This is a genomic window from Streptomyces nojiriensis (assembly GCF_017639205.1).
Classification (GTDB): domain Bacteria; phylum Actinomycetota; class Actinomycetes; order Streptomycetales; family Streptomycetaceae; genus Streptomyces; species Streptomyces nojiriensis.
Window position 1 is genome coordinate 2,490,816 of record NZ_CP071139.1, and the last position, 14,497, is coordinate 2,505,312.

13 protein-coding genes are annotated in these 14,497 nt (G+C 73.5%); 6 read left to right on the forward strand and 7 right to left on the reverse strand.

The features are described from left to right. Positions 1–18: 18 nt before the first annotated feature. On the forward strand, positions 19–756 hold the full coding sequence (locus JYK04_RS11675; RefSeq protein WP_308444767.1) for a 3-keto-5-aminohexanoate cleavage protein: 738 nt from the start codon (positions 19–21) through the stop codon (positions 754–756). Here JYK04_RS11675 and soxR read toward each other — a convergent pair. Further along, positions 737–1,180 carry a redox-sensitive transcriptional activator SoxR gene (gene soxR, locus JYK04_RS11680; RefSeq protein WP_189739838.1) on the reverse strand — a complete coding sequence of 148 codons (444 nt, stop codon included), beginning with the start codon at positions 1,178–1,180 and terminating at the stop codon, positions 737–739. The genes JYK04_RS11675 and soxR overlap by 20 nt on opposite strands. A 106-nt stretch (positions 1,181–1,286) precedes the next feature. Here soxR and JYK04_RS11685 point away from each other — a divergent pair, with 106 nt between their 5' ends. Next, complete coding sequence (locus JYK04_RS11685) at positions 1,287–1,748, forward strand: MaoC family dehydratase (RefSeq protein WP_030011864.1); 462 nt, start codon at positions 1,287–1,289, stop codon at positions 1,746–1,748. 32 nt (positions 1,749–1,780) lie between these two features. On the opposite strand, the gene JYK04_RS11690 is transcribed toward JYK04_RS11685, so the two are convergent. The 3 genes from JYK04_RS11690 to JYK04_RS11700 all read right to left on the reverse strand — a co-directional run bounded on the left by JYK04_RS11690 (position 1,781) and on the right by JYK04_RS11700 (position 4,074). After that, entirely contained in the window at positions 1,781–2,416 is a 636-nt protein-coding gene (locus JYK04_RS11690; protein ID WP_189739836.1) for a TetR/AcrR family transcriptional regulator, read from the reverse strand. 108 nt (positions 2,417–2,524) lie between these two features. Then, positions 2,525–2,812 (reverse strand): YiaA/YiaB family inner membrane protein, encoded by a 288-nt coding sequence (locus JYK04_RS11695; RefSeq protein WP_030720269.1) that lies wholly within the window; start codon positions 2,810–2,812, stop codon positions 2,525–2,527. Positions 2,813–2,922: 110 nt separating this feature from the next. Beyond that, on the reverse strand, positions 2,923–4,074 hold the full coding sequence (locus tag JYK04_RS11700; protein WP_189739833.1) for an acyl-CoA dehydrogenase family protein: 1,152 nt from the start codon (positions 4,072–4,074) through the stop codon (positions 2,923–2,925). A 77-nt stretch (positions 4,075–4,151) separates the two neighbouring features. Here JYK04_RS11700 and JYK04_RS11705 point away from each other — a divergent pair, with 77 nt between their 5' ends. From JYK04_RS11705 to JYK04_RS11720, 4 genes are all read left to right on the forward strand, one after another. Further along, a complete protein-coding gene (locus JYK04_RS11705; protein WP_189739831.1) occupies positions 4,152–4,790 on the forward strand; it encodes a TetR/AcrR family transcriptional regulator in 639 nt (212 codons plus the stop codon). A gap of 106 nt (positions 4,791–4,896) precedes the next feature. Then, on the forward strand, positions 4,897–5,715 hold the full coding sequence (locus JYK04_RS11710; protein ID WP_272933163.1) for an SDR family oxidoreductase: 819 nt from the start codon (positions 4,897–4,899) through the stop codon (positions 5,713–5,715). Between the two features lie 77 nt (positions 5,716–5,792). Next, positions 5,793–8,792, forward strand: coding sequence for an ATP-binding protein (locus tag JYK04_RS41870; protein ID WP_189739828.1), 3,000 nt, complete (start codon positions 5,793–5,795; stop codon positions 8,790–8,792). A gap of 34 nt (positions 8,793–8,826) precedes the next feature. Beyond that, complete coding sequence (locus tag JYK04_RS11720; protein WP_189739824.1) at positions 8,827–10,074, forward strand: FAD-dependent monooxygenase; 1,248 nt, start codon at positions 8,827–8,829, stop codon at positions 10,072–10,074. 257 nt (positions 10,075–10,331) lie between these two features. Here JYK04_RS11720 and JYK04_RS11725 read toward each other — a convergent pair whose 3' ends face one another. The 3 genes from JYK04_RS11725 to JYK04_RS11735 form a co-directional block, all read right to left on the reverse strand. Continuing rightward, entirely contained in the window at positions 10,332–11,417 is a 1,086-nt protein-coding gene (locus JYK04_RS11725) for a Zn-dependent alcohol dehydrogenase (RefSeq protein WP_189740488.1), read from the reverse strand. A gap of 81 nt (positions 11,418–11,498) precedes the next feature. Beyond that, positions 11,499–12,911, reverse strand: coding sequence for an aldehyde dehydrogenase family protein (locus JYK04_RS11730; protein ID WP_189739822.1), 1,413 nt, complete (start codon positions 12,909–12,911; stop codon positions 11,499–11,501). Positions 12,912–13,009: 98 nt separating this feature from the next. Further along, positions 13,010–14,479 (reverse strand): CitMHS family transporter, encoded by a 1,470-nt coding sequence (locus tag JYK04_RS11735; RefSeq protein WP_189739819.1) that lies wholly within the window; start codon positions 14,477–14,479, stop codon positions 13,010–13,012. Between the last annotated feature and the right edge of the window lie 18 nt (positions 14,480–14,497).

Here is a 14,497-nt window from a genome sequence, read left to right on the forward strand (position 1 = left end):
GTGCCGTTCCCGCTTCCGGTGTCGTTGAACGGTGCGCGGAGCGCCGCGGACGGTCCGGCCGTGCCGATGTCGCCGCAGGCGCTGGCGGAATCGGCGCTCGCGGCCGTCGGCGCCGGGGCCGGGGAGGTGCTGGTGCATCCGCGGACGCCGTGCGGGCGGGAGAGCCTCTCGCCGCGGGTGGTCGGACCGGTGTTGGAGGTGCTGCGGCGTACGGGGGTCGGCGTAGCGCTGTCGGTGCCGGTGTCGATCGCGGCCGAGCCCGATCCGGCGGGGCGGCTGGAGCGGGTGGCTTCGTGGACGGTGCTGCCGGACCGGGCGGTGGTGCGCTTCGGGCAGCCGGGCGCCGCGGAGCTCGCGCAGGCCCTGCTGGCGCGGGGGGTCGCGGTGGACGCGGTGGTGCCGCTGGGCGGCGCTGCCGGGCCGGAGCCACTGGCCGCGTTCCTGGCCTGGCCGGTGCGTGAGCCCGCGCGGGTCCGGCTCTCGGCCGAGCTGGCGGCGGCCGATCCGGCGCTGGTCGCGGGGCTGCGCGCGCTGCCACCCGTACCGGTGCTGCTGTACGGGCGGGACGCGGCCGCCTGGCCGGTGCTGCGCCTGGCCGCGCGGTGCGGCACCGGCGTGCGGACCGGCGTGGGCGATGTGACGCACCTGCCCGACGGGCGGCCGGCGCGGTCGAATGCCGAACTGGTGGCGGCGGCCCGGGGAGTGGTGGCGCGGTCGGTGGTGGCGCGGGCGGTCGCTACAGCCGCGAGCCGGTGAGCCGCTCGCCGAAGACGTCGTCCGGGTTGGACAGCGCGCAGGTCTCCATGGACAGGCAGCCGCAGCCGATGCAGTCCGTCAGGTGGTCGCGCAGACGGCTCAGCCGGCTGATGCGTTCGTCGAGTTCGGCGCGCCAGGCCTCGGAGAGACGGGCCCAGTCCTCGCGGTTGGGGGTGCGCTCCTCGGGGAGCTGGGCGAGCGCCTCGCGAATGCTGGCCAGCGGGATGCCCACGCGCTGGGCGGCGCGTACGAAGGCCACCCGGCGCAGCGCGTCACGCGTGTAGCGGCGCTGGTTGCCGGAGGTGCGGCGGCTGCTGATCAGGCCCTTGGCCTCGTAGAAGTGGAGCGCCGAGACGGCGGCGCCGCTCCGGGCGGACAGCTGACCGACGGTGAGCTCGTGGACTTTCTCGGGAATCTGCGGCACCCGGCCGAGCGTAGTCGGAGGCCCGTTGACATACGCATACGCCCCCCAGCATGCTGAGCAAGCGCTTATTCGTCCGTCAGCCGTCCGCGAGAGACAGGAACAGGGCATGGCCGAGCCGAGGGTCTTCACGTCCGCCGAGGAGCTGCACGCCGGGATCGGCGAACCGCTCGGCCCCAGCGAGTGGCTGGAGGTGGACCAGAAGCGGATCGACCTCTTCGCGGACGCCACCGGCGATCACCAGTGGATCCACGTGGACCCGGAGCGCGCAGCGGGCGGACCCTTCGGTTCCACCATCGCGCACGGCTATCTGACGCTGTCGCTGCTGCCCAGCCTGGTACCGCAGATCATGCGGGTCGAGGGCATGCGGATGGGCCTCAACTACGGGACGAACAAGGTCCGTTTCCCGGCGCCGGTGCCGGTCGGTTCCCGGCTGCGCGCCATCGCCGTGATCACGGAGGTCGCGGAGGCGGGCGGCGGCGTACAGGTCACGGCCACCGTCACGGTCGAACGCGAGGGCGGGGACAAGCCGGTGTGCGTGGCGGAATCGGTGTCGCGCTACTACTTCTGAAGCCCGTCCGGACTGCCGCGCGGAGGCCGGTACTACCGCGCGGGGGCCGGCCGCGCCGCGACCATGCGGAGCACGAGGTCGGCGTAGAGCCCGCCGACCTCGTCGGGCGTGCGCTGCCCGACCGTGTTGAACCAGCGGGCCACGTCGATGCACAGCGACAGCACGGCGAGCGTGGTGCCCGGCACGTCGGGGACGTCGAACTCCCCCGCGGCCACCCCGTCGGCGATGATGCGGCGCACGGCCGCGTCGCTCTGCCGGCGCAGCGCCACGATCTCGGAGCGGTGCTCCGGAGCGAGGGCGTCGAGCTCGTACTGGACCACGCGCGCGGTGGTGTGGTGCGCCGCATGCCAGCGCACGAAGGACCGAACGGCCGCATCGAGCCGGTCGGCCGCGCTGCCGGGGCCGTCGGCGGCGGTGGTCAGGATCTCCAGCGCCTTGTCGTGGCCGATCCGGCTGATCCGGTGGAGCAGCTCTTCCTTGGTCTTGTAGTGGATGTAGAGCGCGGCCGGGCTCATGCCGGCACGGCCCGCGATGTCACGTGTGGTGGTGGCGTGGTACCCGCGCTCCGCGAAGGCTTCGACGGCCGCGACGAGCAGCCGCCGTGCGGCGTCGGGGGTGACCTCGGACCACGGCCGGTAGCCGTCGACCGTATCCTCCGCGCTGCCCATCGCTCACTCACCCTTCACCGTGTGGAAGTGAACACCCTACCGGAGGGTGAGCAAGCGCTTAGCGATGTCGGGCCGGCCGGGCCCGGCGAGCCTCCTGCCCGGGGCCGGCTACTTCGGCGCGAAGGGATCGTACTCGGCCATGATCTTCTCCATCCTGGCCTGATCCACGCGGCTGACGATCTGCGTGACCTCCTGGCGGTCGCGGATCACCTTGGCGAGGGTGAAGGCCGAGGTGGTGAGGTAGAGGACCGCGATGCCGAGGAAGGCCCGGACCCAGCCGTTCGCCTCCAGGTTGTAGATCCCCACGGACACGGCGCCGATGGCGATGCCGAAGGAGGCGACGGCCTGGCCGTAGTACGCCCCCGTGCTCTGCTGCTTGACCGGTGTCTCGTTCATGGACCGAGCATCGGACGGAACGCCGGAGGGCACATCCGCACGCGTACTCATACGGGTACTCAATCGGCCCCGGAGGGCCTTGGGCGGCCGCCGGAAGGCCCGGGCGGCCCTCAGAAGGCGGAAACCCCGGTGCGGGCGCGGCCGATGAGCAGCTTCTGGATCTGGCTGGTGCCCTCGTACAGGGTCATCACGCGGGCGTCGCGCAGCAGTTTGCCCGCCGGGTACTCGTCGATGTAGCCGTACCCGCCGTGCACCTGGAGGGCGTTGCTCGCGGCGCGCACGGCGGCCTCGGAGGCGAAGAGCTTGGCGGTGGAGGACTCGGTGGCGAACGGCTGTCCGCGGTCGATGAGGTCGGCCACCCGCCAGGTCAGCAGGCGGGCGGCGTCCACGTCGACCGAGATGTCGGCGATGAGCTCCTGGACCAGCTGGTGGTGGGCTATCGGCCGGCCGAACTGCTCCCGCCGGCCGGCGTACGAGACGGCCGCGTCCAGGGCCGCCTGCGCGATGCCGACGCAGCCGGCGGCGACCGACATCCGGCCCTTGGCGAGGGCGGACATGGCGACCGAGAAGCCCTTGCCCTCGGGGCCGAGCATCGCGGAGGCGGGCACGCGGACGCCGTCGAGGACGAGCTCGGCGGTGGCCTGGCCGCGCAGGCCGAGTTTGCCGTGGATCTCGCGGCGGGTCAGGCCCGGGGTGTCGGTGGGGACGAGGAAGGCGGAGACCCCGCGGTGGCCGGGCTCGTCGCCGGTGCGGGCGAAGAGCAGCACCACGTCGGCCCAGGTGCCGTTGGTGATGAACATCTTGCTGCCGTCGAGGACGTACGCGTCCCCGGCGCGCACGGCGCGGGTGGTGAGGCTGCCGGCGTCGGAGCCGGTGCCGGGCTCGGTCAGGCCGAAGCAGCCGAGCGCGTCGCCGGAGCACAGGCGGGGCAGCCAGGCGTGCTTCTGCTCCTCGGTGCCCCAGGCGGCGATGGTCTTGGCGACGAGGCCGAGGGAGACGGAGACGATCCCGCGCACGGCGGAGTCGCCGCGTCCGAGCTCCTCGGTGACCAGCACGTAGGCGAGGTGGTCGCCGCCGGAGCCGCCGTACTCCTCGGGGACGGTCAGGCCGAGGAAGCCGAGCGCGCCCAGCTTCTTCACGATGGCCCGGTCCACGCTCTCGGCGCGGTCCCACTCGGCGGCGTACGGGACGACCTCGCGCTCGGTGAACTCGCGGGCGAGCCTGCGGACGGCGGTCTGCTCCTCGCTCAGCTCCAGGTTCACCGGGCACCTCCGGGGCGGGATCGGCGCCTTTAACTAGCACCGGTAGTTTATTGCGGGCAGGCCCTACTATGTGGCGCATGGCCAGACCGCGCAAGCCCCTCCTCAGCCGGGACCGCATCATCGAGGCGGCCGGCGCCCTGGTGGACGCGGAGGGGCTGGAGGCGGTGTCGACGCGGCGGCTGGCGGCCGCGCTCGGGGTCAGCGGGCCGTCGCTCTACAACCACTTCCGCACCAAGGACGAGATCCTGGACGCGGTGGCGGACGCGGTGAGCGCGCGGGTGGACCTGTCGATGTTCGACGGCGGCCAGGACTGGCGGGCGGCTCTGCACGCGTGGGCGCACTCGTACCGGGACGCCCTGGCGGACCATCCGAACATCGTGCCGGTACTGGCGCGCGGGCCGGGCCGCCGGCCGGCCGGGCTGCGGCTGGCGGACGCGGTGTTCGGGGCGATGACGGCGGCGGGCTGGCCTGCGGCGCAGGCGACCCGGATCGGCGCCTTGATGCGGTACTTCATCCTGGGCTCGGCGGTGGCGTCCTTCGCCGGGGGCTTCGTGGACGACCGCACGGCATACGACCCGGCGGACTACCCGCACCTGGGCCAGGCCCACCTGCTCGCGGAGCGCGGGCGCGAGGTGGACGAGGGCGCCTTCGAGACGGGCCTGGCGGCGCTGCTGGACGGACTGGCCCTGCAGTACGAGGCGCTGCCCGCCCTCTGAACGGGCATCCGGTGAGCCGGCGGTGAGCGCGCGGTGAGCTGCGGCGGTGAGTCTTGCGCCATCGCCGGATCCACCGAGGACCGGCCGCCGGGCAAGGGGTAGGGCCATGGGGACGCACACGGGCACGGGCACGGGCACGGGCATGGGCATGAGCACGGGCACGCTGAACGGCAAGACGGCACTGGTGACGGGCGGTTCGCGCGGAATCGGCCGGGCGGTCGCGCTGCGGCTCGCGGCCGAGGGCGCTCTCGTCGCCGTCCACCACGGCGGCAACGAGGCCGCGGCCGGCGAGACCGTGGCGCGGATCGAGGCGGCGGGCGGCCGGGCGTTCGCCGTCCCGGCACGGTTCGGCGAGGACGGCGCCGTGGACCGGCTGTTCGAGGGCCTGACCGCGGGACTGGCGGGGCGGGGGCTGGACATCCTCGTCAACAACGCGGGCATCAGCTCCGGCAACCCGATCGCGCACGTCACCCCCGAGGAGCTCGACCGGCTGCTCGCCGTCAACGTCAGCGCGCCGTTCTTCGTGGTCCAGCGCGCGCTCGGGCTGCTGAACGACGGCGGCCGCATCGTCAACATGGGTTCGACGGCCAGCCGGTTCGCCGTCTCCACGCAGATCGGCTACACCATCAGCAAGGCGGCTCTGGAGTCGATGACCCCGTCGCTGGCCAACGAGCTCGGCAGCCGCGGCATCACGGTGAACACCGTCGCACCCGGCGCCGTGCGGACCGACATGACCGCCGGCCACACCGCCGTCCCCGAGGTGGTCGCCGGGCTGGAATCGATCACGGCGCTCGGCCGGCTCGGCGAGCCCGAGGACGTCGCCGATGTCGTCGGCTTCCTGGCGGGCCCGCACGGCCGGTGGGTGACCGGCCAGACCATCGACGTCTCGGGCGGAACGTACCTCGGCCCGATCGTCCCCGCCTGATCGACCGGCCGACCGGTCGGCCGATGAATCGATGAATCGAACGATCAACTGATCGACTCCGGTGGATAATTACCGGCATGCTGTTCGGAATCCTCGGTGAGACCCGGGCGTGGCACGACGACGGGGCCGAGGTTCCGCTGGGCGGACCGGCCCGCCGCGCCCTGCTGGCCCTGCTGCTGACCCACGTGGGAGAGGCGGTGTCGGCGGACCGGCTGGCCGACGCCGTCGACCCGGACGGGACCCTTTCGGCGCACGCCCTGCAGTCCCAGGTGTCCCGGCTGCGCAAGGCCCTCGGTCCGGGGGCCGCGATCGAGCAGGCCGCCACCGGCTATCGGATCGTGGTTCCGCAGGACGACGTGGACGCCTGCCGGTTCGAGCGGCTGGCCCAGGAGGGCCGGGCCGCGCTGCGGGCCGGCGACGCCGAGCGGGCCGTCACGCTGCTGCGCGATGCGCTGGCGCTGTGGCGGGGCCCCGCGCTGGCCGGCGTCGCCGAGAGCGAGAGCGCCCGACCTGCCGCGGCGCGTCTGGAAGAGCGCCGACTGGGGGCGCTCGAAGACCGGATCGAGGCCGAGTGCCTGCTCGGCGGCCGTCCCGGCGCCGTGCCCGAGCTGCGTGAACTGGTCGGCCGCCATCCGCTGCGGGAACGGCTGGCGGGGCTGCTGATCCGGGCGCTGTTCGCCGAGGGGGGCCCGGCCGCCGCGCTGGTGGCCTACGAGGAGACCCGGCGGCATCTGGCCGATGAACTGGGCACCGACCCCTCCCCCGAACTGACGTCACTGTACGAGGAGTTGCTGAAGGTCGATCCGGGACCGGCCCCCACGGCGCCGCCCGCGCAGCTGACGGCGTTCGTCGGGCGCGCCGGCGAGGTGGCCGAGGTCGCGGGGCGGCTTCGGGTGGCCCGGCTGGTCACGCTGACCGGGCCCGGCGGCGTCGGCAAGACGCGGCTGTCCGTGGAGGTCGCGGAGGCCGTCGGCACCGGGCCCGGGGCCGACGAGGTGTGCTTCGTGGAGCTGGCCCCGCTGCGCGACGGCGCCGGTCTGCCACAGGCGCTGCTGAGCGCGCTCGGCCTGCGCGCCACCGGGCTGAGCCTGGGCGACGGCGGGCAGACGCCGGTCGACCGCCTGATCGCGGCGCTGGCGGACCGGATGCTCCTGCTCGTCCTGGACAACTGCGAGCACGTCGTCGACGAGATCGCGGCACTGGCGGCGCGGCTGCTGGCGGCCTGCCCGCGGCTGCGGGTCCTGGCGACGAGCCGGGAGCCGCTCGGCGTCATCGGCGAGAGCCTCTGGCCCGTGCGACCGCTCGACGGTGACGCGGCGGTACGGCTCTTCGTCGAGCGGGCCGGCGCCGTACGGCCCGGTTTCACCGCCGATCCCGAGGTGGTCCGGCGGATCTGTGCGGCCCTCGACGATCTGCCCCTGGCCATCGAGCTCGCGGCGGCGCGCATCCGCACGCTGGACGTCGACGAGCTCGCGGGACGGCTGGACGACCGGCTCGGGGTCGCGGCCCGCGGCAGCCGAGGCTCCGACGAACGCCACCGGACCCTGCGCTCGGTCGTCGCCTGGAGCTGGGAGCTGCTCTCCGCGCCGGAGCAGCGGGCCGCACGACGGTTCACGGTCTTCGCCGGCGGCGCGACGACCGAGTCGGCGATGCGCGTGTGCGACACCGACGGCGAGACGCTCGAGGCGCTCGTCGACAAATCGCTTCTGGAGGTCGCGGGCGGCCGCTACCGGATGCTGGAGACGATCGGCGCCTACGGCGGAGAACGGCTGGACGAGGCGGGCGAACGCGATGCGGTAGGGCGCGCCCACGCCCGGCGGTTCCTGGAGCTGGCGCGGACCGCCGACCCCCATCTGCGGCGGGCCGAGCAGTTGGAGTGGCTGCCCCGCCTGACCGCCGAGCACGGGAACCTCCTGGCGGCCCTGCGCTGGGCGGTCGAGTCTCCGGACGCGGAGACCGGCCTCGAACTGCTCGCCGCGGCCTCGCACTACCTGTGGATCCGGGGCGTATCCGCCTCCGTGGCGCCTCAGGCGATCACGCTCCTGGACACGATGGGCCCGGTACCGGGCGGGGCGATGGGCGAGGCGTTCGGCGGGGCGATGGGCGAGGTGGTCGGCGAGGCGGTCGGCGGTAGGGCGGCCGAGGCCCCGCCGTGGGGCGGGCTCGGCGAGGAGTACGTCCTGTGCGTGCTGCTGGCGGCGTCCGGCGCGGCTGGGCATCCGGTGTGGCTGCGGCACCGGGCGGCGGCCGGGCGGGCGCTGGCCGCCGCGTGGTCGGGCGCCCGCCCCGGTCGCTACCCCGTCGGCCTGTTCCTGTGGATGATGCGGAACGCGGGCGAGGCCGACGCGCAGGGCGCCTTCGCGCTCGTCTCGGCCCAGCGCGACTGCCCCGAGCCATGGGCGCGGGCCGCAGCCCGGTACGTGTCCGGCTTCGGGCCCCTCGGTGAGGGGGACACCACCCTGGCCGAGGAGGCCTTCGGCGCCGCCGCCCGGGGGTTCCGCGAGCTCGGTGACCGCTGGGGCACCGCCCTGGTCCTGGACACCCTCGCCGGCCTGGCGGGCGGGCGCGGCGACCGCGTACGGGCCGTCGCGCTCACCGACGAGGCCCTCGCGCTCACCGAACAGCTCGGCGCCCTGGACGACAGGGCCGACCTGCTGGTCAACCGGGCCGACCACCGCGCCGGCGAGAACCCGGCCTCGGCCCGCGCCGACTATGCGGAGGCCGCCGCGCTCGCCCGCCGCGCCGGCAGTGCCACCGGCCTCGCGGCGGCGCTGCGCGGACTGGCCGACATGGCCCTGCTGGACGGGGACCCGGCCGGCGCGGAGCGGCTGTACGAGGAGGCTCTGGAGCGGGTCGACCCGCACTGGGTCAAGAGCGTCGGCACCCGGGTCCGTACGCTCGCCGGCCTCGGCCGCGTCGCCGAGGCGCGCGGCGACCGTGCGGCGGCCCGGACCCGCTACCGGGAGGCCGCCGAGGCCGCTGCGGGGACGGGGGCCGAGACCCCGGAAGCGCTCCGCCTGCTGGGCCTGCCCGCGAGCGTGGCCGAACGCGTCGTCGAGGCGGTGAGCGCGCGGTGAGCCAGCGGTGAGCACTGCCGTGGAAGCTCACCGCATGAACACCACAGGGACGAAGAACATCAGCGTATTGATCTCCGGCGCCTCCGTCGCCGGCCCCGCGCTCGCCCACTGGCTCCACCGGTACGGCTTCACCACCACGGTCGTGGAACGCGCGCCCGCCCTCCGCGACGGGGGCTACGCCGTCGACTTCCGCGGCGAGGCCCACCTGTCCGTCCTCCGTGGCATGGGCATCCTGGAGGCGGTCGAACAGGCCCGGACCGGCATGGGCTCCATGGCGTACGTCAACAAGGCCGGAAAGCCGCAGGCGAAGCTGCCCGCCGATCTGTTCGCGGGAGACGTCGAGATCCTCCGCGGCGACCTGGCGCGGATCCTCCACGAAGCGACCGCCCCGCACACCGAGTACGTCTTCGGGGATTCCGTGACCTCGCTCTCCGAGGACGCCGAGGGCGTGACCGTCACCTTCGAGCGTGGCGCGCCGCGCCGGTTCGACCTGGTGATCGGCGCGGACGGAATGCACTCCACCACCCGCCGCCTGGCGTTCGGCCCGGAGGAGCGGTACGTACGGCACCTCGGTGTCCACTGCGCGATCTTCACCACGGCCAACCGACTCGGGCTCGACCACACCGGACACGCCTACCGCACCGCCGGCAGGCTCGTCGCGATGTACAGCGCCCGCCACAACACCGAGGCCAAGGCCGTCTTCTACTTCGCCTCCCCGCTCCTGGACCTCGACCGGCGCGAGGTCGCGCGGCAGCAGGCCGTCCTCGCCGAGCAGTTCGCGGGCAACGGGTGGGAGAGCGACCGGCTGCTGGAGGACATGCGGTACGCGCCCGACTTCTACTTCGACTCGGTCGCGCAGGTCCGCATGGACTCCTGGAGCCGCGGCCGGGTCGCCCTGCTCGGCGACGCCGCCTACTGCCCCTCGTCCCTGTCCGGCATGGGTACGGGACTCGCCCTGGTCGGCGCGTACGTGCTGGCCGGCGAGCTGGCCGCGGCACGCAGAGACCACCGTGGCGCCTTCGCCCGCTACGAGTCCGAACTGCGGGAGTACGCGGCGGGCTGCCAGAAGATGGGCGACGGCGTCGCCAGGCTCATGGTTCCCGGGAGCCGCCTGACGGCCACGCTCCTCAACCGCTACTACAAGGTCATGCCGTATCTGCCGGGCAAGGACATGGCGGCCAGGATCGCCCGTAGGACCGCCGAGAACATCACGTTGCGGGACTACAGCGCGTGGGACCGGCTCGGGCCGCGCGACCCGGCCCTCCCGGTGGCGGCCGGGTGAGCGCTCCGTGGCGACGCCGCGCGGTGTCCTGGGCCGTGTCCGCAAAGCAGCGCCGGCCGCCCGAAGGGCAGGCGGGACTTTGCGGGCGCGGCCTAGGCCGTCTCTTTCGGATCTTGTCGGCCGAGCCCGCGGCGTCCGGTGCCGTACATGGCAAGGCGGAGGAGCGCACCGTGTACTGGACGTACTCCGGCGCCCCGACAACGCGGCCAGGTGCGGTGCCGGGCGCCGCGGGCCCGGCAAGATCCGGAAGAGACGGCCTAGGGCTGGAAGACGACCAGCGAGCGGCCGCCCTTGCCCGCCAGCATGGCGTCGAAGGCGGCCGGGATGCCGTCGAGGGTGATGCGGTCGGTGACCAGGGCGCCCAGGTCGAGGCGGCCCGCGCGGACGTGCTCGGCGATCACCGGGAGATCGCGGGCCGGGTCGCTGTTGCCGTAGACGCAGCCGGTGAGGGTGCGGGCGAAGTGGAAGATCTCCATGGAGTGGAAGGTGACCTGCTGCTCCTTGCCGCCGATGCCGACGACCGTGGTGCGGCCGCCGCGCCGGGTCGACTCCCAGGCGCCCCGGATGGTCTCGGCCCGGCCGACACACTCGACGGCGACGTCGGCGCCCTGCCCGCCGGTCAGCGCACGGATCTGCTTGGCGGTGGTGTCGGAGGCCACCACGAACTCGGTGGCCCCGGCCGCGCGGGCCAGTTCCTCCTTGGCCGGGGACACGTCGACGGCGATGACCGGGCCCGCCTGGGCGATCCGGGCGGCCTGGAGGGCCGCCAGGCCGACCCCCCCGACTCCGAAGACGGCAACCGACTCGCCCGGGCGGACCTGGGCGCTGTGCCGGACGGCCCCGTAGCCGGTGAGGACGGCGCAGCCGAGCAGGGCGGCCTCGGCGAGCGGGATCCCGGCGGGGGCGGGCAGTACGCAGTTGGCCGCGACGACGGTCTCCTCGGCGAAGGCGGCCACATTCAGCCCGGGGTGCAGTGCGGTGCCCTGCGCGTCGTGCGCGTAGACGGCCCCGACCCCGGTGAGCGCCGTGGCGCAGAGCCAGACCTCGCCGATCGTGCAGTGGTGGCACTCTCCGCAGGACGGGGCCCAGTTGAGCACCACGCCGTCGCCGGGGGCGACATGGGTAACGCCCTCCCCCACCGCGAGGACCGTGCCCGCGCCCTCGTGGCCGAGGACGGCGGGCACGGGAACCCGCATGGTGCCGTTGGTGAGGGAGAGGTCGGAGTGGCACACCCCGGCTGCGGCGAGCCGCACCCGGACCTGCCCGGGGCCGGGATCCGGCAGCACGATGTCCCGTATCTCCAGCGGGGCTCCGACGGCGGGCAGGACGGCGGCGCGGACCATGGTCGTCATCTCGTCTTTCCGGTGCGGGGCGGGTGCGGCGGGTCGGGCGGGTGCGGCGGGTCGGGCAGCGCGATCAGGGGATCAGAACTGCAGGGACTTGGTCTGGAGGTACTCCGCCAGGCCGTGCGCGCCCAGCTCGCGGCCGACACCGGACTGCTTGTAGCCGCCGAAGGGCGCGAGCACGTTGAAGCGGCCACCGTTGATGTCCACCTGCCCGGTGTCCATCCGGCGCGCGAAGGCCACGGCCGTCGCGTCGTCGGCGGCCCAGACGGCGCCGCCCAGACCGTAGACGGTGCCGTTGGCGATGCTCAGGGCCTCCTCCTCGTCCTCGTAGCGGAGGATCGACAGCACCGGGCCGAAGATCTCCTCCTGGGCGATGGTCATGTCGGGCGTGACGTCGGCGAACACCGTCGGCGTCACGAAGTACCCCTGCTCCAGCGGCGCGTCGAGCCCGCCGGCGACGAGGCGCGCGCCTTCCTCCACGCCCTTGGTGATGAAGCCGCGGACGCGCTCGTGCTGCTTGGCGTTGACGACCGGGCCGACGCGGACGCCGGCCTCGCGGGGGTCGCCGGTGGGATAGTCGGCGACGGCGGCGGCCGCGAGCGAGACGGCCTCCTCGTAGTGGTCCCGGTGCACGAGCATCCGGGTCAGCGCGTTGCAGCTCTGGCCGCTGTTGTTCATGACGTGCCCGACGCCGGCCGCGACGGCCTTGACCAGGTCGGCCCCGGGCAGGATGACATTGGCCGATTTACCGCCCAGTTCGAGCGCGACCCGCTTGACGGCGGCGCCGGCCGTGGCGCCGATCTGCTTGCCGACCGCGGTCGAGCCGGTGAAGGAGACGAGGTCGACTCCCTCGTGCGCGGCGAGGGCCTGACCGGCGACCGGACCGGTACCGGTCACCATGTTGAAGACTCCGGCCGGGATGCCCGCCTCGTGCACGGCTTCGGCGAAGAGCTGTGCGGTCAGCGGGGTGTCCTCGGCCGGCTTGAGGACGAGGGTGCAGCCGGCGGCGAGAGCGGGCGCCACCTTTGCAACGACCTGGTGCAGCGGGTAGTTCCAGGGCGTGATGGCCGCGACCACCCCGATCGGCTCCAGCAGCACGGTGGAGTTCCCGACCCGCTCCTCGAAGGCGTACGAGGAGGCGAGTTCGGCGTAGGAGGTGGCCACGGCGATCGGCGCTCCGACGTGGACGGCCTTCGAGAAGCCGAGCGGGGACCCGAGCTCGGCGGTGATGGTCTCGGTCAGCTCGCCCGTGCGGGCCAGCAGTGCGTCGCGGAGCGCCCCGATCAGGGCGGCCCGCTCGGCCGGAGCAGTGGCCGCCCATCCGGGAAGGGCCGCACGCGCCGCGCGTACGGCCGCGTCCACGTCTTCCTCGGTACCGGCCGGGACCTGGGCGATGACCTGGCCGTCGGCCGGGTTCACGACCTCGATCAGATCGCTGCCGACGGCGGGCCGCCACGCGCCGTCGATGTACATCCCGTCGTGGGCCTTCATGGCATTCCTCCCGAGCACGCACGAGCGCGTAGATCCGACCTCGCGAACACCCTACAAACTAGCGTCGGTAGTTTTTACCGGCCAGAGGGCACCGGATCTCAGATGATGCCGAAAAGCATCCCTGCCGCGAGGACCACGAGCGAGGTCAGGGCCGCCCATTTCACGGTGAACCGGGTGTGGTCGCCGAACTCGACCTTGGCCATGCCGACGAGGACGTAGACGGCCGGAACCAGCGGGCTCGACATGTGCAGGGCCTGGCCGACGAGGGAGGCCCGGGCGATCTCGAGCGGGGAGACCCCGTGGGCGGCGCCGGCTTCGGCCAGGACGGGCAGGACGCCGAAGTAGAAGCCGTCGTTGGACATGAAGTAGGTGAGCGGCAGGCTGAGGAGGCCGGTGACCAGCGCCATGTGCGGGCCCATGCCCTCGGGGATGGCGCCGACGAGCCAGTCGGCCATGTGCTTGACCATGCCGGTGCCGGTGAGCACCCCGGTGAAGACGGCGGCTGCGAAGACCATTCCGGCGACGTTCAGGACGTTGTCGGCGTGGGCGGCGATCCGGGCCTTCTGGTCGGGCATGTGCGGGAAGTTGACGGTGAGGGCGAGGGCGGCGCCGAGCAGGAACAGCACCGGGATGGGCAGCAGCTCCATGATCATCGCGGTGAGGAGGACCACGGTGAGGCCGGCGTTGAACCAGTAGAGACGGGGCCGCAGGGTGGGACGGTCGGGGTCCAGGCCCTGGAAACCGTCCTCGGACGCGGGGGCGGAGCCGTTCCCGTGCGGGGCGGCGGCCGGACCTGCGGCGGAGGCCGACGATCCGGCGGAGCCCTCGACGGACACGGACGCGGGCACGGACGTCACGGCGACGGCCGGGGCGGCCGCCGCTGCCGTGCCGGGCGCGGCCGGGACCAGCTCCGCCTCGGCATCCTCCGGTGCCGCCTGGCCGGGCAGCACCAGCGTGCCGACCCTGCGGCGCTCCTTCACGCCGAGGACGTACGCCAGGACGAACACGAACAGCAGGCCCACCGCGAGCGCCGGGATCATCGGGACGAAGATGTCGGCGGCGTCGAGCTTGAGGGCGGTGGCGGCGCGCGCGGTCGGACCGCCCCAGGGCAGGGTGTTCATGACGCCGTTGGCGGTGGCCGCGACGCCCGTCATCACCACCAGGCTCAGGCCGAGCCGCTTGTAGAGGGGGTACATGGCCGAGACGGTGATCATGAAGGTGGTCGATCCGTCTCCGTCGAGCGAGACGATCGCGGCGAGGACGGCGGTGCCGACCACCACCCGCATCGGATCCGCCTTGCAGAAGCGCAGGATGCCGCGGACGATCGGGTCGAAGAGACCGACATCGATCATCACGCCGAAGTAGACGATGGCGAACATCAGCATGGCGGCGGTCGGGGCGAGCTTGCCGACGCCTTCGATGACGTAGTCGCCGAGGTGCGCGCCCTTCCCTGCGAACACGCAGAAGAGTGCGGGGATGAGGACGAGCGCCGCGATGGGCGACATTTTCTTCATCATGATCAGGACCAGGAACGTCGCGATCATGGCGAAGCCGAGGAAGGTCAGCATGTGGGGAAGGTAGGTGCC

Bases quoted from the DNA above. Each gene is read 5' to 3' on its own strand.
- JYK04_RS11720 (WP_189739824.1), top strand. From the start codon at position 8,827: ATGAACACCACAGGGACGAAGAACATCAGCGTATTGATCTCCGGCGCC.
- JYK04_RS11705 (WP_189739831.1), top strand. From the start codon at position 4,152: ATGGCCAGACCGCGCAAGCCCCTCCTCAGCCGGGACCGCATCATCGAG.
- JYK04_RS41870 (WP_189739828.1), top strand. From the start codon at position 5,793: ATGCTGTTCGGAATCCTCGGTGAGACCCGGGCGTGGCACGACGACGGG.
- JYK04_RS11690 (WP_189739836.1), bottom strand. From the start codon at position 2,416: ATGGGCAGCGCGGAGGATACGGTCGACGGCTACCGGCCGTGGTCCGAG.
- JYK04_RS11710 (WP_272933163.1), top strand. From the start codon at position 4,897: ATGGGGACGCACACGGGCACGGGCACGGGCACGGGCATGGGCATGAGC.
- JYK04_RS11695 (WP_030720269.1), bottom strand. From the start codon at position 2,812: ATGAACGAGACACCGGTCAAGCAGCAGAGCACGGGGGCGTACTACGGC.
- JYK04_RS11725 (WP_189740488.1), bottom strand. From the start codon at position 11,417: ATGGTCCGCGCCGCCGTCCTGCCCGCCGTCGGAGCCCCGCTGGAGATA.
- JYK04_RS11730 (WP_189739822.1), bottom strand. From the start codon at position 12,911: ATGAAGGCCCACGACGGGATGTACATCGACGGCGCGTGGCGGCCCGCC.
- JYK04_RS11685 (WP_030011864.1), top strand. From the start codon at position 1,287: ATGGCCGAGCCGAGGGTCTTCACGTCCGCCGAGGAGCTGCACGCCGGG.
- JYK04_RS11735 (WP_189739819.1), bottom strand. From the start codon at position 14,479: ATGCTGACCTTCCTCGGCTTCGCCATGATCGCGACGTTCCTGGTCCTG.